The following is a 21,195-nucleotide window of genomic DNA, read 5'->3' on the forward strand; positions in this document are numbered from 1 at the left end:
ACAGGAGTGGTTTGTGGTCAGGCGTCAATCCGCCCCGCGTCTCGAATTTGAAGCGGCGGCAATCTATGAATATCCCGAACATCTGCGCCCGTGGCTTGAGGCCATGCCAAAGCATCCCGGCGTTTATATCTTTCATGGTGACGGCGAGGCGATGCCGCTCTATATCGGCAAAAGCGTCAATATTCGCAGCCGTGTGCTGTCGCACCTGCGCACGCCAGATGAAGCCGCCATGCTGCGCCAGGCGCGGCGCGTTACCTGGATTTGCACCGCCGGGGAACTCGGCGCGCTGCTGCTGGAAGCGCAACTTATCAAAGAGCGTCAGCCGCTGTTTAATAAGCGCCTGCGCCGCAACCGTCAGCTCTGCTCGCTGCGTCTTAGCGGTGAAAAACCGCAGGTGGTGTATGCCAAAGAGGTGGATTTTTCCACCTCTGCCGATCTCTATGGCCTGTTCGCCAACCGCCGGGCTGCTTTACAGGCGCTGCAAACCATCGCCGATGACGAAAAACTCTGTTACGGGCTGCTGGGTCTGGAACCCCTGAGTCGTGGCCGGGCCTGCTTTCGCTCGGCACTGCAGCGCTGCGCCGGTGCCTGCTGTGGCCGCGAGTCGCCTGAAGCGCACAACATGCGTTTTATGGCCGCGATGGCGCGTTTACGGCTGGTGTGCTGGCCGTGGCAAGGCCCGATAGCCCTTAAAGAGCGGAGCGAAACGATGACCCAGTATCATATTATCCATAACTGGCTGTGGCTGGGTGCGGTCGATGCGCTAAGCGATGCGGGAGCGCTACTGCGCGCCCCTGCCGGGTTTGATCACGACGGTTATAAAATCCTTTGCAAGCCGCTGCTCTGCGGCGACTATGACATCATTGAGCTGGATCAGTAGCCGGGTAGCCAGCTGATTTCGCTAAACAATAACTGCCCTTCGGCCTGCAATAGCCGCAGGGTATTGCGCCCTTCCTGCCACCAGGCGCCCTGATCGGCGCTCAGCAGCGTCTCCCCCAGTTGCCAGGCGCCGCTCAACACAAACACCACGCCGCCGCGCGCGCCTGGGGTGGTAAAGGTGCGATCGGCAACGCGCACCGCTGCCCGGCAGCGATCGCTGCGGGTCATGACATTGAAATTCATCGACATTTTCCCGGAACGCAGCCCGGCTTTGACCGGCTGCTCGCCGGGAAAACGAAACGGTTGCAGGTGTCTGAGAGTGTGGCAAAACGCCTCGCCGCCATCCAGCACCACTTCTCCGCCCTCAATGAGCGTTATCACCCGCTCCACGCCGGGAAAGGAGGTAAATTCGCCACTGCTTGCCAGCGTCGCAATACTGACGCGCCAGTCAAAATCCCGCGTCGCGGGTGGGAAACAGCAAATCTCGCGCGTCTCGCCTGCACCATTACGCCACAAACTGACGGGCATTTTACGGATATCAAAAAAGTCCATCATCACTCCTGAAAGGCACAGCCAAAGCCGGGCCGCTGCGCGTGGCGCAGCATGCATTGTTTTTATGGTCAGACAGGGACTATCGGCAACCAAAGGTATTTGCCTTAGGCTGGGGGATAAAAAAAGATGATCAATGCAGAGAATAGCGCGTTGCCCCAGGCAGAACCAGCGGTCGGGAAGAGAAAAAACCGCCGGGTCTGCCCACCCTGACAGGAGTGAGCAAAACCGACGGTTTCAGGAAGTGTGCTGAATTATTCAGCCGTTTCAGGAGCGATTTTACCTTACCGCGCCGGACGTTCTGTCAGACGCTTCTCAAAATTCGCATTAAACTGTTTTTTCTGCTCCGGGGTCAGAAGGTTGTAAATCTTATTCTGAGTTTCAAGATGTTTGAGCATCATCACTTTGTGCTTCACCTGGGCTTTATCAATTTGCGCTTCAGCTTTAGCGATATCAAAGGTATCGCTGGCGACAATCTCCTGCGTTGCGCGCAACTCTTCTGCCGATGGACGTTTAATCTGGTTACGCTCGCTTGTCGTGAGGTCGCGAATCTGCTGTTTTTGCGCATCTGTCAGGTTCAGCCCTTTAAACATCCGCATCTCAACCGGATCTCTTTGATGCATCATCGGCTTGCCATCGGCAGGCGCGGCGGTGGTTTCAGCGGCATGAGCCAGGTTAGCAGCACCGAAAGCGAGGGTGGAGGCAACGAATAACGCTGTTAATTTACGCATAATTAATTCCTTAATTTAGTTTTACTTACGGTGGTTAACGTAGTTAATGATATTCACTACTTTCGTTTTATTTACGACAGTTAACGTCTTGATGGTATTTACTTTACGCTCTTTATCGTCAATTAATCAGGGCGACAGTAAAACAATGTAAGAGTAAATATCATCATTTCATCAATTATAGAGGAAATAAGGAAAAACGGTGAAGAGTTGCATCTGAAATTAACTAAGCGCATGTTTTTAAAGGAGGTGGTGAAATTAAATAGGAATACGGATAAATAATAAACCGTTTAGGCGTGATAATTCTGAAATTTATTTAATGGAATAATAAAAGGACGCCGCAATATATAACGGCGTATATTTCAGGACATTTTCTCCAGCATCAAACCGGCGCGTAAGCCAATGGCAACATCAGGATTGGGGAACAAAACATACTCCTGCTCGCGCTGCACCACGTAGCGCTCCCCGCTATCTTCTGCCAGCACCGTCCCGGCAGGGAAAGGCGTAAAGTTAAGCGTCTTAGGCGACATATACAGCGTAAACGCTTCGCTGTGCCGGGTCAGTTGCTGCACAACACGATAGCGCAGCGGCGCGGTTTGTGACGCGCTAAAAGGCTCGCCCGCCAGCAGCGCCGCCAGCGCGCCGGACGTCTGCCTGAACTGGCTGAGATCGTTGGTGCCAAACGGCAGCGCCTTACCTAATTCCAGCGTGCAGGACAAGGCATCAAACGCTTCGCAGGTATAATGAGTAAAGGTGCCACCCGGTGCCTGGTGAAACACCAACGCCTCCAGCCCGGCATCGCCAAGCCATTCCAGAAATTGCTCATCCCAGGGCTGCGCGCGCATCGGCAGCACGCCAAAGCGCAGGTGGTGCGAGCCACGGATCGCCGTATGCAAATCCAGATGCCAGCGCCGCTCATCCCCGGCGGCAAAAAAATTGCTTACGGCGCGCTCAAGCTGCGCGGTGCGCACGGTTTCATCGCCTGCCGCAATCTGCTGCCAGCGTCCACCAAATAAACGGTTCAGATCGTGTTTCAGATAGCGTTTATTTTGCGCCAGCGCCTGCGGGTTGCCTAAAATAACCAGCACGCGCCAGCTAAGCGGCTGGCGTCCGGCAAAAAGATTTTTTAGAAGCTTATCAACCATTTCTACCGGTGCGGTTTCGTTACCGTGAATCGCGCAAGAGAGCACCAGCGAGCGCCCGGTAGGCTGCACGGGCACCAGCTCCAGGATGCCTTGTTCATGCCACAGCCAGTGGATGCCGCCCGACTCGCCGGATTTGTTTTGCGGGATCTCACCGGCAAATGTTATCGCAAGAAAATTCTCCATACGCCCTCCCCTTAGCGCTGGAACGGGTAAACAGAACCCAGACAGAGTAATTGCGTCAGGCTATCCAGCGCTTCGCGACTTTCACGCAGCAACTGCGGATCGGCTAAATCCGCCAGCGTCAACCGGTCGCGATAGTACTTATCCACCCAGGCATTCAGCGCGGCGTACAGGCTATCGTTCATCATCACCGCCGGGTTCAGTGCTTGCTGTTCTTTTGCGTTGAGCACCACGCGCAGGCGCAGGCACGCCGGGCCGCCGCCGTTGGCCATGCTTTCGCGCAGATCGAACACTTTCAGCTCGCTTATCGGGTTATCTGCCGCCAGCAGTTCGTTGAGATAGCGCCACACGCCAGGGTGCGCCTGCGACTCCTGCGGTAGCACCAGCATCATGCGCCCGTCCTCGCGGCTTACTAACTGGCTATTGAATAAGTACGTTGCCACCGCCTCTGCCACGCTGACGGCACTTTGCGGCACCTGGATGGCGGTAAAACCGGGGACGTTCGCGCGTAGCTGCTCCAGGAGATGTGGCTGATCGACAAACGCCAGCTCATGGCAAAACAGCACCTGCCGGTTAGATACCGCTATCACATCATTATGAAAGACGCCCTGGTCGATAACGTCCGGGTTCTGGCGGGCAAAAATAGCCTGCTCAGGGCGCACCTGATTGATGCGGGCAACCGCCTGGCTGGCTTCCAGCGTCTGGCGCGCAGGGTAACGCGTGGGGAATGTATCGCGCCGCTCTTCGCGCCCGTAGACGAAAAGCTGCACCCCCGGCTCGCCGTAATCACCGCCAAAACGGTTATGGTTGGCGGCACCTTCATCCCCAAACATCGCCACTTGCGGCAGCGCAGAATGCACGCAGAAGCGATTTTCATCGCCAAATATTGCGCGCAGTATCGCCTCCGTGGTGGGCGCTTCGATCGAGCGGTGAAATTTGTTGTTGAGGTTCGCCACCGTCAGATGCACTTTGCCATCGAGCGCATCGGCTGAAGGGCACACCGTGGCGGCGTTCGCGACCCACATGGCAGAGGCTGAGCTGACGGCGGAAAGCAGCAGCGGAGCCTGTAATGCTGCCTTTTCCACCACCTGCTCATCGCTGCCGCTAAAGCCAAGCTGGCGCAGCACCGGGACATTGGGCCGTTCATGCGGCGGGATCACCGCCTGGGCAAAACCGTCATCGGCTAACGCTTTCATTTTCAGCAAGCCCTGTTTTGCCGCAAGCTTCGGGTTGGAAATCTGAAAGCGGTGCTTTGTCGAGGCTTCGTTACCGAACGACAGCCCGGCGTAGTGGTGCGTTGGCCCCACCAGGCCATCAAAATTCACTTCACGCGTTTTCATGGCAGCGTCTCACGGGTGAAATCCAGCCCCGGACTGAGCGTTTGCGGCAGGGTTAACGCTGGCGACTCTAAGCTCGCCATCGGCCACGCGCAGTAATCCGCGGCGTACCATGCGCTCGCCCGGTGGTTACCGGAGGCCCCCACGCCGCCAAACGGCGCGGTACTGGCCGCGCCGGTAAGCGGTTTGTTCCAATTGACGATCCCGGCGCGCGCCTCCAGCAAAAGCTGGTCGAATTTTTCGCGTGACGGCGAAATCAGGCCGCAGGCCAGCCCGTAGCGGGTAGCGTTCGCAAGCGTAATGGCTTCCTCAAAGGTATCGTAACGCCAGACGCACAGCAGCGGGCCGAACACTTCTTCATCCGGGACATCGGCCACCCCGGTCATCTCAATTATCGCCGGACTTAATAGCGACGTGCCTTCTGCCAGCAAGCGCGGTGCCAGCAACGTTTTCCCGCCGCGCGCTTCATGCGCCTGCCAGGCCTGATAAACCTTCTGCGCCGCTTCAGGCGAAATCAAGCCGCCCATAAAAGGCTGAGGCTCGGCATCCCAGGCTTGCGGCGTCAACCGCGACGCGACCTCAACCAGACGCGTAATAAAAGCATCCCCGGCGGCAGAGCGCTTCACCAGCAGACGGCGCGCGCAGGTGCAACGCTGCCCGGCGGTAATAAACGCCGACTGGATAGCCAGATGCACGGCAGCATCGGTATCGTCCGGGTCTTCCACAATCAGCGGGTTGTTACCGCCCATTTCCAGCGCCAGAATCTTCTCCGGCTGCCCGGCAAGCTGGCGATGCAACTGATACCCCGTGCTGGCGCTGCCGGTAAAGAGCAGCCCATCCAGCCCCGGTAATGCACTCAGCGCCTGGCCGGTTTCCCGACCGCCCTGCAACAGATTGAGTACCCCGGCAGGCAGACCCGCCTGCTCCCACAGTTTCACCACCGCCTCACCGCTCCAGGGCGTCAGCTCGCTTGGTTTAAACAGCAGCGTATTACCCGCCAGCAGCGCAGGAATAATATGACCATTGGGTAAATGGCCGGGGAAGTTATACGGCCCGAATACCGCCAGTACGCCATGTGGGCGATGGCGCAGCGTGGCTGCACCGTCCGCCAGTTCGGTATGCTGCTCACCGGTTCGCGCGTGGTACGCCTTCACGGAAATGGCCGCTTTGTTGATCATCGCCGTCACTTCTGTCGCCGCTTCCCAGCGCGGCTTGCCGGTTTCGCGTGCGATAATATCCGTCAGCGCGCTTTTGTTGCTTTCAAGAAGGGCGGCAAATTTCTCCACAACCGCCTGGCGTGCACTCAGTGGTTTACGCGCCCACTGCGGGAAGGCGTCACGCGCGGCCTGATAAGCCTGCGTAACCTGCGCGCTGCTGGCGTCATACCCGTGCCACAGCGCTTCACGACTGACCGGGTTGGTCTTTACGCGCCGTTCTCCCTGGCCTGTTACCCATTCACCCTTGATCCATAAACTCATTGTGTTTTCTCCTCAGCGCAAAGACGAACCAGGCGCACCGTATCGCCCGGCTGGCATTTCAGTGCATCCAGCTCAGCGGGGCTTAGCAGCAACCGCTCTGTTGCCGGGTCGGCGTTAATAAGCATGGCGCGAAACTGGTGATACTGTTCGTTAGCGACCATACAGGCTGGCCACTCGCCGGGGGCGCGCTGGCCGGTTGCGACATCCACCAGCCGACTTTTACGGATAGCCCGCACCCGATCGATATCGCACTCAAGCGTCGGCCCGCCGTCGAAAATGTCGATATAGTTGCGGTAACGAAAGCCCTCTTTTTCCAGCACCGCACGCGCAGGCGCGGTCTGCGGATGCACCTCGCCAATCACCGCCTGGGCTTCGGCGCTGAGAAAGTGCGTGTAGATAGGATGTTTTGGCATCAGCTCAGCAATAAAGGCTTTCTGCCCGGTGCCGCACAGGTAATCTGCGCGGCTAAAATCCATCGAGAAAAAGCGCTTGCCGAGGCTGTCCCAGAACGGTGAAAACCCCTGCTCATCAATCACCCCGCGCATCTCCGCCACCACTTTTTCATTAAAGCGATCGCGAAACGCAGCCATAAACAGAAAGCGTGATTTTGACAGCAAGTAGCCGTTACCCTCTTTGCGCCAGGCAGGGTCAAGAAACAGGGTGCATAACTCGCTGCTGCCGGTGTGATCGTTACTCAGAAACAGCGTCGGCAACGCGTTGTACACATTCAGTTCTTTCGAGGCGTGCACCTGTGTACCGACGCGGTAGTTGTACCAGGGGTCATTTAGCCCCACCGCCACTTCGATAGCGCAGATCCCCGCCACGTCGCCGCTTTCGCTCTCCTCCAGCACAAACACAAACCCCTGATCGGCCACCGGCAGTTCGCTACGCCACGTACGCTGCGAGCGCTCAATGCGCGCGCCAAGTGTGGCTTCATCGACCGGAAGCGAAGTCAGTCCGCCGCCGGTTTTCCCGGCCAGGGCGAGCAGCGCGGGCAGATCGTTTTGCGCAACAGGGCGGATAACCATCATGATGAGGACTCCAGAGCAAATTTTTCACACGCGCGGGCAAAACGCTCCAGCCCATGACGCACCTCGTCTTCACTGATATTCAGCGCCGGTGCAAAGCGCACGACGCTTGCGCCTGCGACCATCACCATCACCCCTTCCTGCGCGGCCAGTTGCAGCAGTTGTTTCGCTTTGCCGGCGTACTGTTCCGTTAACTGGCAACCGATCAGCAAGCCAAGCCCACGGATCTCTGTAAACAGTGCGTAACGGGCGTTCAGTGCGCTAAGTTGCTCCGTGAACCACTGATGGCGCTGTTTGACGCCATCAAGAAATGCCCGGGTATTAACCGTGTCTAACACCGCGCCCGCTACCGCGCCCGCCAGCGGGTTGCCGCCGTAAGTGGTGCCGTGCGTACCCACAACCATTACCTTGCCGAATGTTTCGGTCGTCAGCATCGCGCCAATCGGGAAACCGCCGCCGAGCGCTTTGGCGGTGGTGAGGACATCCGGGGTGATGCCATAGTGCATATAGGCATACAGCTCGCCGGTACGCCCGACGCCGGTCTGCACTTCATCAAAGATCAACAGCGCATTGTGGCGGGTGCACAGCTCGCGCAGCCCCTGCAAAAACGCCTGGGTCGCAGGCACCACGCCGCCTTCGCCCTGCATCGGTTCGACAATCACGGCGCAGGTGTCGTCATTAATCAGCGCGCGTGCGGCGGCTAAATCGTTATAGGGCGCGTGCTGGATTTGCGGCGGTAACGGCGCAAAGTCCTGCGAATAGGCAGGCTGCCCGCCTGCGCTGACGGTAAACAGCGTGCGGCCATGAAAGGCATTATTGAAGGCGACGATGGTGCTTTTTTGCGCCCCGTAGGTGTCATGGGCATATTTCCGCGCCAGTTTCAGCGCGGCTTCGTTAGCTTCCGCTCCGGAGTTGCAAAAAAAGGCGCGATCGGCAAAGGTGGCATCCAGCAGGCGTTTCGCCAGCCGTAACACCGGCTCGTTGGTATAGCCGTTCCCGGTATGCCAGAATTTTGCTGCCTGTTCCTCCAGAGCCTTACGCAGCGCCGGGTTCGCGTGGCCCAGCGCGTTTACCGCTATCCCTCCGGCAAAGTCGATATACTCTTTCCCCGCTTGATCCCACAGGCGCGATCCTTCACCGCGTACCGGGATAAAAGACGCTGGCGCATAGACAGGTAGCATCCATTGGTCGAAATTTTCACGCGTAACTGACTGGGTCATAGCGGCCTCACCGGTAAATAATAGGTTGATTAATTGTTAAGTAATTATGAACATTTCGCTGTAAATGTAGGTTGCAGGGTTCGTGCCAGCCAGCGTTAAAAATGCATAAAGCGAATGCCATAGCGAAATATCAATGAGTTACAACCGGACGCTATTCACTATAATTGCATAATAAGTGAATAATTTTTTACTGCAGGAGGATATTGGGCAACATTAGCGTTATTTTATGCATTCAACAGATATAATTCTGGAACTGTGATCATCAACGAAATTTATTCTGACAGAACGCCCTGTTATCGCGCATTACGCACCATAACGGAGCAACTGGCGCGTTTTTTGCCCCATTGATATTAACGATGTAAATAAGTGGCGGTTCTGCCAGATAATCTCTGCTAACATCCTTGCATCTCTCACTCCCTTGGTTAGCTGCGACTATGAAATTTGTCTCTTTTAATATCAATGGCCTGCGCGCCCGCCCTCACCAGCTTGAAGCGCTTGTCGAAAAACACCAGCCCGACGTAATTGGTTTGCAGGAGACGAAAGTCCACGACGATATGTTTCCGCTGGAGGATGTGGTGCGTCTCGGTTACAACGTTTTTTACCACGGCCAAAAAGGTCATTATGGTGTCGCGCTGTTGACCAAAGAGACGCCGATTTCGGTGCGTCGCGGTTTCCCGAACGACGGTGAAGAAGCGCAGCGCCGTATTATTATGGCGGAGCTGCCCTCGCCGATGGGCACTGTCACGGTGATCAACGGCTACTTCCCGCAGGGGGAAAGCCGCGACCATCCGGTAAAATTCCCGGCGAAAGAGAAGTTCTACCAGGATCTGCAAAATTTCCTCGATAACGAACTCAAAAAGGATAATCCGGTGCTGATCATGGGTGATATGAATATCAGTCCGACCGATTTGGATATCGGCATTGGTGAAGAGAACCGTAAGCGCTGGCTGCGTACCGGTAAGTGCTCGTTCCTGCCGGAAGAGCGCGAGTGGATGGAGCGGCTGAAAGGCTGGGGGCTGGTGGATACCTTCCGCGAAGCGCACCCGGACACTCAGGATCGTTTCTCGTGGTTTGATTATCGCTCAAAAGGGTTTGATGATAACCGCGGCCTGCGTATCGATTTGCTGCTGGCAAGCAAACCGCTGGCGGAGCGCTGCATCGAAACCGGGATTGATTACGACATCCGCAGCATGGAAAAGCCGTCCGATCACGCGCCGGTCTGGGCAACCTTTAAGGTCTGATGCGATGAAAACCCTCGACGTTGTGGCGGCAATCATTGAGCGCGACGGCAAGATTTTACTTGCTCAACGCCCGCCGCACGCCGACCAGGCCGGGCTGTGGGAGTTTGCCGGCGGCAAAGTCGAAGCCGGTGAAACCCAGCCGCAGGCGTTGATACGTGAGTTGCGCGAGGAGCTGGGCATTGACGCCCGGCCCGCGCGCTATATCGCAAGCCACTGCCGCGAAGTCTCCGGGCGGTTAATCCATCTGCATGCCTGGCATGTGCCCTCTTTCGCCGGAGAACCGACGCGCCATTACCATAGCGCGCTGGCATGGTGTACCCCGGAGCAGGCGCGGAACTACGCGCTGGCCCCGGCGGACATCCCGTTGCTGGACGCGTTTATGGCTGCACGCGCCGCCAGACCAGCGGGTTAGTCGACAGCGTGCGCTCATCACGCTGGCATTGCAGCAGTATGCCTTCGGTTTTTATCACCGACCCTTCCGAATAGTTCTGATTAGCGTACACGCAGCACTGAATACAGGGCTGCGACGTTTGCGTACGCCCACCGGAACTGAACACCTCCGGCGGCACCTGTACTTCAACATTGGGCGACGGAAAACGCTCGGCCAGCGCACTGCTCGTGGCCACCATCATTAACGCTGCTATCCACATAAAACGGCTCATAACCTGCCCTTACTGTTTGTTTTCTTCTATTACTATAACGGATCTCTTCTCGCCAGCTTTACTCCTCTTTGTCATCGCTTTTAGTTATGACTGCGCCGATATTATTAAAATGCCTGGTGAGCAAAATTTCTCCTTGCGGCCTGACACATAGCGAGTGGTATAGTCCCGAAGGGCCTGCAAACGCGCCCGCAATCGCAACAAACACACGCTAACAATAAGAGAAAACACTTTCTATGGATCAGACACGCTCGCTTGACGCTTTTCTTACGCACGTACAACAACGCGACCCGCACCAGCCGGAGTTCTCCCAGGCGGTTCGCGAGGTGATGACCACGCTGTGGCCGTATCTCGAACAAAATCCCCGCTATCGCCAGCTCTCATTGCTTGAGCGGCTGGTTGAGCCAGAGCGCGTTATCCAGTTTCGCGTCGCCTGGGTGGATGACCGCAATCAGGTGCAGGTGAACCGGGCCTGGCGCGTTCAGTTCAGCTCCGCCATCGGCCCGTTCAAAGGCGGTATGCGTTTTCACCCCTCGGTTAACTTATCGATTCTTAAGTTTCTCGGCTTTGAACAAACCTTTAAAAATGCGCTGACCACGCTGCCGATGGGCGGGGGGAAAGGCGGCAGCGATTTTGACCCCAAAGGCAAAAGCGATGGTGAAGTGATGCGTTTTTGCCAGGCGCTGGTGACAGAACTTTACCGTCACCTCGGTGCCGATACTGACGTACCGGCAGGCGATATTGGCGTCGGCGCACGCGAAGTGGGCTTTATGGCGGGCATGATGAAGAAACTTTCCAATAACACCGCCTGCGTGTTTACCGGTAAGGGGCTGTCGTTTGGCGGCAGTTTAATTCGCCCGGAAGCCACCGGTTACGGTCTGGTGTATTTCACCGAAGCGATGCTGTCGCGCCACGGCCTGGGTCTGGAAGGGATGCGCGTGGCGGTCTCCGGTTCGGGTAACGTCGCGCAGTATGCTATCGAAAAAGCGATGGCCTTCGGCGCGCGCGTGATAACGGTGTCAGACTCTGCCGGTACCGTAGTGGACGAAGCAGGTTTTACGCCGGAAAAACTGGCGCGACTGTGCGAGATAAAAGCCAGCCGTGATGGCCGCGTGGCGGATTATGCGCGCGAATTCGGCCTCCATTATCTCGAAGGCCAGCAGCCCTGGTCAGTGCCTGTGGATATCGCGCTGCCGTGCGCCACGCAAAATGAGCTGGACGTGGATGCTGCGCGCAAGCTTATCGCTAACGGCGTGAAGGCCGTTGCTGAAGGCGCTAACATGCCAACGACTATTGCGGCAACCGATCTGTTTCTGGAGGCGGGCGTGCTGTTTGCGCCGGGTAAAGCGGCCAATGCCGGTGGTGTGGCAACGTCAGGTCTGGAGATGGCGCAAAATGCCGCCCGTCTGAGCTGGAAAGCGGAAAAAGTGGATGCACGCCTGCACCATATTATGCTCGACATTCACCAGGCTTGCGTGGAATACGGCGGCGAGAGCAAACAGACGCATTACGTGCGCGGCGCCAACATCGCAGGCTTTGTCAAAGTTGCCGATGCGATGCTGGCGCAGGGCGTTATCTGAGGCTACACCGGCGCGGCGTTGTCTTCTCCCGTCTGCGACGCAGGCGGGCGCTTTTTCCCCCGGCTTTTCGCCGCTGGCTTTTTCGCCTTTTGCCCGGCATCGGGAGCGACCAGGCCACGGAACTGGCGCACCGGCGTGTTGCGCGCCTGGCGAATGAGCTCATGCAGCGTGCCGACCAGCGGCTGCATAAAGTCCTGGTAGCGGCACTGCTTTTCGCTGATTTGCGTCAGTACCGACTCCCAGTGCGCGGTCATATCTGGCCGTGCGGCCATTTCAGGCAGAGAGTGAATCAGCGCTCTGCCAGGCTCAGTGGCATGAATATACCGCCCTTTCTTGATAAGAAAACCGCGCCTGAACAGCAGCTCGATAATCCCGGCGCGAGTCGCTTCAGTGCCCAGCCCATCGGTTGCCCGCAGGATCTTTTTCAGATCTTTATCCTGCACAAAGCGGGCGATACCGGTCATCGCAGAGAGCAGCGTGGCATCGGTAAAATGGCGCGGCGGCTGGGTCTGGCGCGCCACCACTTCGCCTTTTTCGCATAACAGCTCATCGTCTTTCGCCACCACCGGCAGCGGCGTACCGTCGTTCTCTTCGTCGCGCTCTTTCGAGCCCAGCAACGTGCGCCAGCCAGCCTCCGCCAGGAAGCGAGCTTTGGCGATAAACTTACCGTTGGCGATATCAAGATCTATCTGGCATTTGCGAAACACCGCATCCGGGCAGAACTGCATCAGATACTGGCGGGCCACGAGGTTATAGATATTGGCCTCGTTGTCGGTCAGATTTACTTTCGAGGCGCGCGCGGTCGGGATAATCGCGTGGTGCGCGTCCACCTTTTTATCATCCCAGCAGCGGTTACGTTTTTCCGGATCAACCACCGGCTGGGGCAGCAAGTCCGGCGCGTGCGCGCCGATGGCATTCAGCACCGCATGCCGCCCGGCGTAGTGCTCCTCCGGCAGATAGCGACAATCCGAACGCGGGTAGGTGATAAGCTTGTGGGTTTCATACAGCTTCTGGCAAATATCCAGCACCGTTTGCGCGCTCAGGCCGTACTTTTTCGCTGCTTCAATTTGCAGCGCCGAGAGCGAAAACGGCAGCGGAGCCAGTTCCGATTCCCGTTTATCATTATAAGCGGTAACAATGGCAGGCTGACCGGTGATACGGTTGACCACATGTTCAGCCAGCGGGCGATGCAGCAAACGCCCCTCTTCGTCCTGCCAGGACTCGCAGGCATCGCTCGGCTGCCACTGCGCGGTGAAGCGCTCCCCGGCAGGCGTCACGATATGCGCTTTGACCTCGAAAAAATCTTTCGCCACGAAGTTTTCAATCTCTTCGTCGCGGCGCACCACCAGCCCCAGCACCGGCGTCTGCACGCGTCCTACTGACAGCACGCCCTGATAGCCTGCATTGCGGCCCAACAGTGTCCAGGCGCGGGTCATGTTGATGCCATAAAGCCAGTCGGCGCGGGCGCGCGCCAGCGCGGAAACACACAGCGGGATAAACTCGCTGTTTGCGCGCAGCCGCTCAATCGCCCGTTCCACCGCCTGCGGGTTGAGATCGTTAATCAGGCAGCGCTGCACCCGCTGGCGCTTCTCAGCAGGCAGTTGCAGGTAATCCAACACTTCGTCCACCAGCAGCTGCCCTTCGCGATCCGGGTCACCGGCATGCACCACTTCGCTGGCATCGTTGAGCAGACGCTTGATAACGTTTATCTGCTTGAGCACCGAGGCGCGTGGCTGTAGCTGCCACTTTTCCGGCACAATCGGCAAGTCGGCCAGGTTCCAGCGCGCGTAGCGACTGTCGTAAGCATCCGGCTGCGCCTGTTCAAGCAGGTGACCGATACACCAGGTCACCACCTGACCGTTACCGCACTCAATATAGCCATCGCCTCTGCGATGCGGCTTTGGCAACACATCCGCAATAGCGCGAGCCAGACTGGGCTTTTCGGCAATAAAAAGACGCATTAATTAACGGATCTCGATCATCGGGCGACCGCCGCGTGCGCTGACAAGCTCGCCGATTGCGCTCAGCTCGATACCAAACTCCGCCGCCGTGGCTTTGACGATGGCTTCCGCCTCCGGCGTCACCGCCAGCAGCAAACCACCGGAGGTTTGCGGATCGCATAACAGATCGCGCACGGCATCAGGCATCTCGCCCATCAGGTGACCGTAGCTGGCAAAGTTACGCTGCGTGCCGCCCGGCACCGCGCCCTGGGCGATATACTCTTCAACGCCTGGCAGTTTCGGCACGTCCTGATAGCTGATTTGCGCCTGCACGCCCGCGCCCTGGCACATCTCGCTCAGGTGCCCAAGCAGGCCAAAACCGGTAACGTCGGTCATCGCTTTTACCCCATCGATATCGGCAAATGCCGCGCCTGCGATATTCATCCGGCACATCACTTCTGTAGCAAGACCAACGTGCTCAGGTTTAAGCAGGGATTTTTTCTCGGCGGTGGTCAGTACGCCAATACCGAGCGGCTTGGTGAGGAACAGTTTGCAACCCGCCTGGGCGGTGCTGTTTTTCTTCACCCGCGCGGTGGGCACGACGCCCGTCACCGCCAGGCCGAAAATCGGTTCCGGCGCATCAATGGAATGACCACCGGCCAGTGCAATGCCCGCCTGCTGGCAGGCAAAACGCCCGCCGTCGATAACCTCGCGGGCAATTTCTGGCGCAAGCGTGTTTACAGGCCAGCCCAAAATAGCAATGGCCATAATCGGCTTACCGCCCATGGCGAAAATGTCGCTTATTGCGTTAGTGGCAGCGATACGCCCAAAGTCGAAGGGGTCGTCGACGATAGGCATAAAAAAGTCGGTAGTGCTGATGACACACGTGCCGTTACCTAAATCGTAAACGGCGGCATCGTCGCGCGTTTCGTTACCCACCAGCAAGTTCGGATCGAGAAACTTCGCCTGCTCGCTGTGCAGGATAGTATCCAGCACTTTGGGGGAAATTTTACAGCCGCAGCCCGCGCCGTGACTGTACTGCGTTAAACGAATAGTTTGCTCGCTCATGGACATCTCCTGTCATTGCAATCCCGCTATGGTAGCGCCCAAACGCTAAGGTGGTAAGTCCGGCACGCTTAATTCGCGCGCTACTGCTCATTAAGCGAGCGAATTAGCGCGCCAGGGTGATGATTTTTCACGCATTCGCTCATGCCTGGTTACTTACATCGGCCCATTTTGTGATTTACCGCAATTTTTTCTGTTTTTTTTTTGCTTTTACTAAATATGACAGAAATGTTACACGCCGTATTCCGGTGCATTAAATCTTCGCAGAAAGGAAATCAAATGAAAAAAAACATGATGGCTTTTTGCCTTGCCAGTCTCTTTTGCGCCAACGCCTGGGCGCTTGTCCCGGCCGGTAACGATGCCACGACCAAACCGTCGCTCTACTATCTGAAAAACGACCAGGCCATCGACAGTCTCGCGCTGCTGCCGCCTCCGCCAGAAGTGGGAAGCATCGCGTTTCTCAACGATCAGGCCATGTACGAACAGAGTCGCCTGCTGCGTAATACACCGCGCGGCAAGCAAGCGGCGGAAGATGCCAACCTGAGCAGCGGCGGCGTAGCTAATGCGTTCTCTGCGGCCTTCGGCTCGCCAATCACCGAGAACGACTCGCCCGCGCTGCATAAACTGTTAACCAATATGATTGAAGATGCGGGCGATCTGGCAACGCGCAGCGCCAAGCAGAAATATATGCGTATTCGCCCGTTCGTCTTTTACGGCACCGCTACTTGCAATACGAAAGATCAGGATACGCTGTCGAAAAATGGCTCGTATCCTTCCGGTCATACCTCTATTGGCTGGGCTACGGCGCTGGTGCTGGCGGAAATCAATCCTCAGCGCCAGAACGAAATCCTTAAGCGTGGTTATGATTTGGGGCAAAGCCGTGTTATTTGTGGCTACCACTGGCAGAGTGACGTGGACGCCGCGCGAATTGTCGGCTCAGCCGTAGTGGCGACGCTGCACACGAACCCGGCGTTCCAGCAGCAATTACAGAAAGCAAAAGAAGAGTTTGCCGCAAAGCATAAATAAGAAAACGCGCGTTCATTTGAACGCGCGTGGTTATCAGAAGCGCGTGACAAACGGCGCGGTGTCCGCCACTGCCACGGTGGTAGACGCTTTAAGCTGCGGCGTGCCTAAATAAAGGAAGCCAACCACTTTATCGTGCTCGCCACAGCCAAAGGCGTCGCGCACCGCCGGGCTGTCCACCAGCGGCCCGGTGCGCCAGATACCGTTGAACCCCTGCGCGAGCGCGGCCATCTGCATCGCCATCACCGCACAGCCTGCCGAGAGCAGTTGCTCCCATTCGGGCACTTTATGATGCGGCTGGCACTTCGCCACCACGGTGATGATAAGCGGCGCACGAAACGGCGAAGTGCGGGCTTTCTCAACGCCCTTCTCGTCCTGACCGGTGGCCATCGCCCCCTGCTCCAGTACCTTGCTGAACCGCTCGCGGCCTTCGCCGTCAATCACAAAAAAGTGCCAGGGTTGCAGCGTACCGTGATCCGGCGCGCGCATACCCGCACGTAAAATATTCTCCAGTTGTTCACCCGCCGGGGCTGGTTCTGCCAGCCGTGAAGCGCTGCGTCGGTTGACCAGCAGCTCAAGTGCATCCATTAGTTAAACTCCTGTGTTGAAATTTATTTATAAAATTAACACGGGTGCGGAAATTGTTACAGCATGGAGGCGATTCCTGCTGACAAGAGGCAGCCGGATAATTAGGATAACCACACTTTACCGCGCAGGGCTGCGGTAACCTTTAACTCCCAGGGAGAAGACATGCGTACACTTTGGCGAATTATTGCCGGCTTTTTCAGGTGGACCTGGCGATTGCTGAACTTTATCCGCAATCTGGTGCTGAATATATTTTTCATTTTACTCGTGCTGGTTTGCGTTGGCGTCTGGATGCAGCTCAATAACGGCAAAGCCGAGCACAGCAGCCGTGGCGCATTGCTGCTGGATATTTCTGGCGTGATTGTCGATAAACCCAGCTCCAGCAGCAGGCTTGGCGCGCTGGGCCGCCAGTTCTTTGGCGCCAGCTCCGATCGCCTGCAGGAAAACTCGCTGTTCGACATCGTGGAAACCATCCGCCAGGCACAGGCTGACCGTAATATCACCGGCATCGTGATGGATCTGAAAAACTTCGCCGGAGCCGATCAGCCTTCGATGCAGTATATCGGCAAGGCGCTGCGCGAGTTCCGCGACAGCGGCAAACCAGTTTATGCAATCGGTGATAATTACAGTCAGGGGCAGTATTACCTGGCAAGCTTCGCCAACAAAATCTGGCTCTCCCCGGACGGCGTGGTTGACCTGCACGGCTTCGCCACCAACGGCCTGTATTACAAAACCCTGCTTGAGAAGCTCAAGGTCACCACCCATGTGTTCCGCGTCGGAACCTATAAATCTGCGGTGGAACCGTTTATCCGCGACAATATGTCGGATGCGGCGCGCGAAGCAGACAGCCGCTGGATTGGCGAGCTGTGGAATAACTATTTAACGACCATCGCGGCTAACCGCCAAATCACCCCTCAGCAAGTGTTCCCGGGCGCCGATGCGGTGATTGAAGGGCTGCGTAAAACCGGCGGCGATACCGGTAAATACGCGCTGGAGAATAAGCTTGTTGATGAGCTTGGCTCCGCACCGCAGGCGGAAAAAGCGCTGGTGAAACAGTTTGGCTGGGACAACGACAGCAAAAACTTCCGCGCGGTTAGCCTTTATGATTACCCGCTGAAAAAACCGAGCGATGTGGGTGATACCATCGCCGTGGTCTTCGCCAACGGGGCAATTATGGATGGGGAAGAAACGCCGGGGAATGTGGGCGGCGACACCACCGCATCGCAAATCCGCGACGCGCGTCTGGACCCGAAAGTGAAAGCTATCGTGCTGCGGGTTAACAGCCCAGGCGGCAGCGTCAGCGCCTCAGAAACCATTCGCGCCGAGCTTGTCGCCGCCCGCGCGGCAGGCAAACCGGTGGTGGTTTCAATGGGCGGTATGGCTGCCTCCGGCGGCTACTGGATCTCCACACCGGCGAATTACATCATTGCCAACGCCAGCACCCTGACCGGCTCTATTGGTATTTTTGGCGTGATTAACACCCTGCAGGATAGCCTTGCAACCATTGGCGTGCATACGGACGGCGTTGCCACGTCGCCGCTGGCGGATGTCAGCATCACCAAAGCACTGCCTGCACAGGTCTCTGAGATGATGCAGCTGAGCATTGAGAACGGTTATCAGCGCTTTATCACGCTGGTGGCGAAGTCCCGCAACAGCACGCCGGCGCAAATCGACAAAATTGCCCAGGGTCACGTCTGGACTGGCGAAGATGCTAAAGCAAACGGCCTGGTCGATGCGTTGGGTGACTTTGATGACGCGCTGGCAAAAGCCGCCGAGCTGGCGAAGCTTAAGCAGTGGCATGTGGATTACTACGAGCAGGAGCCGAGCTTCTTCGATCGCGCGCTGGACAGCATGTCCGGCTCCGCACGCGCGATACTGCCGCAGGCATTGCAGGCGTGGCTCCCCGCGCCGCTGGCCAGTGCCGCTCTTGAAGTAAAAAACGAAGCCGACAAGCTGGCGGTGTTTAACGACCCGCAAAATCGCTATGCGCTGTGCCTCAACTGCGCCACTATCCGCTAAAATCACAACACGCTGTCCCCTCCTGACGGAGGGGATTTTTTTGATGCGGTAAGAACCCACTATCATGCAAAAGAAATCCATTTACGTTGCCTATACCGGCGGCACCATTGGTATGCAACGCTCTGAACATGGCTACGTGCCGGTCTCCGGTCATTTGCAGCGCCAGCTGGCGCTGATGCCGGAATTCCACCGCCCGGAGATGCCGGACTTTACCATTCACGAATATGCGCCGCTGATGGATTCTTCAGATATGACGCCTGAAGACTGGCAGCATATCGCCGAGGATATTAAAGATCATTACGACGAGTATGACGGTTTTGTCATCCTGCACGGCACCGATACCATGGCCTACACGGCTTCAGCGCTGTCGTTTATGCTGGAGAATCTCAGCAAACCGGTCATTGTGACAGGGTCACAAATCCCCCTCGCCGAGCTGCGTTCCGACGGGCAAATCAATCTGCTGAATGCGTTATATGTCGCGGCGAACTTTCCCATTAATGAAGTGACGCTGTTTTTTAATAACCGGCTCTATCGCGGCAACCGCACCACGAAAGCGCACGCCGACGGTTTTAACGCCTTCGCCTCGCCAAATCTTGCACCGTTGCTGGAGGCCGGCATTCATATCCGCAGGCTCAACACTCCACCGGCACCCGGTACGACTGGCGAGCTGATTGTTCACCCGATTACGCCGCAGCCGATTGGCGTGGTGACGATTTACCCCGGCATCTCTGCCGATGTGGTGCGAAACTTTCTGCGCCAGCCGGTTAAAGCGCTGATCCTGCGCTCCTACGGCGTGGGTAATGCGCCGCAAAACGGTGAGTTTCTCAAAGAATTACAGGAAGCAAGCGCGCGGGGTATTGTGGTGGTGAATCTGACACAGTGCATGTCCGGCAAGGTGAATATGGGGGGTTACGCCACCGGCAACGCCCTCGCCCACGTCGGTGTTATTGGCGGAGCCGATATGACGGTAGAAGCCACGCTGACCAAGCTGCACTATTTGTTAAGCCAGGGGCTGGATGCCAGTGCTATCCGCACGGCAATGACGCAGAATTTGCGCGGCGAACTGACGCCGGATGAATAAGGGGGAATGATGACACAACGTGCATTATTGCTGGTCGATATTCAGAATGATTTCTGCGCCGGTGGCGCGCTGGCCGTGGCCGAAGGCGACAGCACGGTGGATGTCGCCAACGTATTAATTGACTGGTGCAAAGCGCGCGGCGAAGCCGTGCTGGCAAGCCAGGACTGGCACCCTGCCGGGCATGGCAGTTTCGCCAGCCAGCACGCTGTTGAACCGTTCAGTCAGGGTGTGCTGGATGGTCTGGCGCAAACTTTCTGGCCGGATCACTGCGTGCAGGGCAGCGACGGTGCCGCGCTGCATCCGTTGCTGAAGCAGCAGGCGATTGATGCGCTTTTTCACAAAGGCGAAAACCCGAAGATAGACAGCTACAGCGCGTTTTTTGACAATTGTCACCGGGAAAAGACGCAGCTCGATGGCTGGCTTCGCGAGCAGCAGATTGACGAACTGATAATTCTTGGACTGGCGACGGATTACTGCGTGAAGTTTACCGTGCTGGACGCGCTGGCGCTCGGCTATCAGGTCAGCGTCATCACCGACGGTTGTCGCGGCGTCAATTTACAGCCGCAGGATAGCGCGCAGGCGTTTATGGCGATGGCGGGGGCAGGCGCGACGCTCTATACGCTGGCGGACTGGCTGGAAACCCACGCCTGAGTTTTACCGCGAGTAGGGCAGCTTTGCCCTGCCGCTTAGGTTTAAGCTTGAGCGGCCCGCAAGCCGTCACTGCATTTTCAGCGTCGCAATCGGTTTTGGCGCGATGCCAAAATCCTCTTTTAGTTGCTGCTTACTTTTCATCACCATCTGCCCGGCGGTATCGATGGTCATGTGCTGCGCCTGGGTGTTATGGCGCGCCTGCCACATCATCACCAGCTGCAAACTGTTCTCTTTTTGCTCCGGCGTCAACGCTACGCCATCTGGCCATTTTCCTAATTCGACGGCAGTCACCAGACGCTGGTAAATCTCCGGCGTCATGCTGTTAACGATTTGATCGAGGTTCATCTTGTTTAACTCCGAAGGAATAATAGCTGAATCGATTTTTCAGCCGCGCGTCTGGTCACCGTTTTCATCGTCGGTAAAGCTCAGCGAGGCCGAATTAACGCAGTAGCGCTCGCCCGTTGGCTGCGGGCCGTCGGGGAAAACATGGCCGAGATGCGCATCGCACTTGCCGCAACGAATTTCCACGCGCTTCATACCGTGTGAATAATCGGTCAGATAGCGGATAGCCTCTTCGCTGAGCGGCTCGAAAAAGCTTGGCCAGCCGCAGCCGGATTCGTATTTCGTTTGTGAATTAAACAGCGGCGCATCGCACACCAGGCAATGGTAAACACCGTCGCGTTTGTTATGCAGCAGACGCCCGGTAAAAGGCGGCTCGGTGCCGTGATTTTGCGTCACGTAAAACTGCATCTCCGTGAGGCCTTTTTTCTCTAAATCGTCGGAGGAATTGTTCGACATATGCTCATC

At 57.0% G+C, this 21,195-nt stretch carries 21 protein-coding genes; 8 read left to right on the forward strand and 13 right to left on the reverse strand.

The genetic code is table 11. The features are described from left to right. Positions 1-13 precede the first annotated feature (13 nt). Positions 14-880, forward strand: a complete 867-nt coding sequence (gene cho, locus ACTU3N_RS22170) for an excinuclease Cho (protein WP_443088282.1) — start codon at positions 14-16, stop codon at positions 878-880. Here cho and ves read toward each other — a convergent pair. From ves to ACTU3N_RS22205, 7 genes are all read right to left on the reverse strand, one after another. Beyond that, positions 874-1,434, reverse strand: coding sequence for an environmental stress-induced protein Ves (gene ves, locus ACTU3N_RS22175; RefSeq protein ID WP_443088283.1), 561 nt, complete (start codon positions 1,432-1,434; stop codon positions 874-876). The genes cho and ves overlap by 7 nt on opposite strands. Positions 1,435-1,712: 278 nt before the next feature. Continuing rightward, positions 1,713-2,159, reverse strand: a complete 447-nt coding sequence (gene spy / locus ACTU3N_RS22180) for an ATP-independent periplasmic protein-refolding chaperone Spy (RefSeq protein WP_443088284.1) — start codon at positions 2,157-2,159, stop codon at positions 1,713-1,715. 359 nt (positions 2,160-2,518) lie between these two features. Next, on the reverse strand, positions 2,519-3,484 hold the full coding sequence (gene astE, locus ACTU3N_RS22185; protein WP_443088285.1) for a succinylglutamate desuccinylase: 966 nt from the start codon (positions 3,482-3,484) through the stop codon (positions 2,519-2,521). Positions 3,485-3,495: 11 nt separating this feature from the next. Continuing rightward, on the reverse strand, positions 3,496-4,821 hold the full coding sequence (astB, locus tag ACTU3N_RS22190; RefSeq protein ID WP_443088286.1) for an N-succinylarginine dihydrolase: 1,326 nt from the start codon (positions 4,819-4,821) through the stop codon (positions 3,496-3,498). Next, entirely contained in the window at positions 4,818-6,296 is a 1,479-nt protein-coding gene (gene astD, locus ACTU3N_RS22195; protein ID WP_443088287.1) for a succinylglutamate-semialdehyde dehydrogenase, read from the reverse strand. Before astD ends, astB begins: the two co-directional genes overlap by 4 nt. Beyond that, a complete protein-coding gene (astA, locus tag ACTU3N_RS22200; RefSeq protein ID WP_443088288.1) occupies positions 6,293-7,327 on the reverse strand; it encodes an arginine N-succinyltransferase in 1,035 nt (344 codons plus the stop codon). The genes astD and astA overlap by 4 nt, the downstream gene beginning before the upstream one ends. Beyond that, on the reverse strand, positions 7,324-8,544 hold the full coding sequence (locus ACTU3N_RS22205) for an aspartate aminotransferase family protein (RefSeq protein WP_443088289.1): 1,221 nt from the start codon (positions 8,542-8,544) through the stop codon (positions 7,324-7,326). Before ACTU3N_RS22205 ends, astA begins: the two co-directional genes overlap by 4 nt. Before the next feature lie 434 nt (positions 8,545-8,978). Here ACTU3N_RS22205 and xthA point away from each other — a divergent pair, with 434 nt between their 5' ends. Next, positions 8,979-9,785, forward strand: coding sequence for an exodeoxyribonuclease III (gene xthA, locus ACTU3N_RS22210; RefSeq protein ID WP_443088290.1), 807 nt, complete (start codon positions 8,979-8,981; stop codon positions 9,783-9,785). A gap of 4 nt (positions 9,786-9,789) precedes the next feature. Further along, complete coding sequence (locus tag ACTU3N_RS22215) at positions 9,790-10,197, forward strand: pyrimidine (deoxy)nucleoside triphosphate diphosphatase (RefSeq protein WP_443088291.1); 408 nt, start codon at positions 9,790-9,792, stop codon at positions 10,195-10,197. On the opposite strand, the gene ACTU3N_RS22220 is transcribed toward ACTU3N_RS22215, so the two are convergent. Then, positions 10,163-10,447 carry a DUF1496 domain-containing protein gene (locus ACTU3N_RS22220; protein WP_443088292.1) on the reverse strand — a complete coding sequence of 95 codons (285 nt, stop codon included), beginning with the start codon at positions 10,445-10,447 and terminating at the stop codon, positions 10,163-10,165. The genes ACTU3N_RS22215 and ACTU3N_RS22220 overlap by 35 nt on opposite strands. Before the next feature lie 233 nt (positions 10,448-10,680). Between ACTU3N_RS22220 and gdhA the strand changes: the two genes are divergently transcribed. Beyond that, positions 10,681-12,024 (forward strand): NADP-specific glutamate dehydrogenase, encoded by a 1,344-nt coding sequence (gdhA, locus tag ACTU3N_RS22225; protein ID WP_443088293.1) that lies wholly within the window; start codon positions 10,681-10,683, stop codon positions 12,022-12,024. Positions 12,025-12,026: 2 nt separating this feature from the next. Here the strand turns inward: gdhA and ACTU3N_RS22230 are convergent, their stop codons facing one another. Further along, complete coding sequence (locus ACTU3N_RS22230; RefSeq protein WP_443088294.1) at positions 12,027-13,985, reverse strand: DNA topoisomerase III; 1,959 nt, start codon at positions 13,983-13,985, stop codon at positions 12,027-12,029. Positions 13,986-13,988: 3 nt separating this feature from the next. Then, positions 13,989-15,032 (reverse strand): selenide, water dikinase SelD, encoded by a 1,044-nt coding sequence (gene selD / locus ACTU3N_RS22235; protein ID WP_443088295.1) that lies wholly within the window; start codon positions 15,030-15,032, stop codon positions 13,989-13,991. A gap of 276 nt (positions 15,033-15,308) precedes the next feature. Here selD and phoC point away from each other — a divergent pair, with 276 nt between their 5' ends. After that, a complete protein-coding gene (gene phoC, locus ACTU3N_RS22240; RefSeq protein ID WP_443088296.1) occupies positions 15,309-16,055 on the forward strand; it encodes an acid phosphatase PhoC in 747 nt (248 codons plus the stop codon). Positions 16,056-16,088: 33 nt separating this feature from the next. Here phoC and ACTU3N_RS22245 read toward each other — a convergent pair whose 3' ends face one another. After that, positions 16,089-16,640 carry an NAD(P)H nitroreductase gene (locus ACTU3N_RS22245; RefSeq protein WP_443088297.1) on the reverse strand — a complete coding sequence of 184 codons (552 nt, stop codon included), beginning with the start codon at positions 16,638-16,640 and terminating at the stop codon, positions 16,089-16,091. 162 nt (positions 16,641-16,802) lie between these two features. Here ACTU3N_RS22245 and sppA point away from each other — a divergent pair, with 162 nt between their 5' ends. The 3 genes from sppA to pncA all read left to right on the forward strand — a co-directional run bounded on the left by sppA (position 16,803) and on the right by pncA (position 20,388). Continuing rightward, positions 16,803-18,656, forward strand: coding sequence for a signal peptide peptidase SppA (gene sppA / locus ACTU3N_RS22250; RefSeq protein ID WP_443088298.1), 1,854 nt, complete (start codon positions 16,803-16,805; stop codon positions 18,654-18,656). Positions 18,657-18,720: 64 nt separating this feature from the next. After that, the gene (ansA, locus tag ACTU3N_RS22255) at positions 18,721-19,737 is read left to right on the forward strand and encodes an asparaginase (RefSeq protein ID WP_443088299.1); all 1,017 of its coding nucleotides are present in this window, start codon (positions 18,721-18,723) and stop codon (positions 19,735-19,737) included. Positions 19,738-19,743: 6 nt separating this feature from the next. After that, a complete protein-coding gene (gene pncA, locus ACTU3N_RS22260) occupies positions 19,744-20,388 on the forward strand; it encodes a bifunctional nicotinamidase/pyrazinamidase (protein WP_443088300.1) in 645 nt (214 codons plus the stop codon). A gap of 66 nt (positions 20,389-20,454) precedes the next feature. Here the strand turns inward: pncA and ACTU3N_RS22265 are convergent, their stop codons facing one another. Both ACTU3N_RS22265 and msrB read right to left on the reverse strand, forming a co-directional pair. Further along, positions 20,455-20,733: a YeaC family protein gene (locus ACTU3N_RS22265; protein WP_443088301.1), complete on the reverse strand. Its 279-nt coding sequence runs from the start codon at positions 20,731-20,733 to the stop codon at positions 20,455-20,457. Between the two features lie 39 nt (positions 20,734-20,772). Further along, a complete protein-coding gene (gene msrB / locus ACTU3N_RS22270; RefSeq protein WP_443088302.1) occupies positions 20,773-21,186 on the reverse strand; it encodes a peptide-methionine (R)-S-oxide reductase MsrB in 414 nt (137 codons plus the stop codon). Between the last annotated feature and the right edge of the window lie 9 nt (positions 21,187-21,195).

The organism is Vagococcus sp. WN89Y (assembly GCF_052220145.1).
Taxonomy (GTDB): Bacteria; Pseudomonadota; Gammaproteobacteria; order Enterobacterales; family Enterobacteriaceae; genus Kosakonia.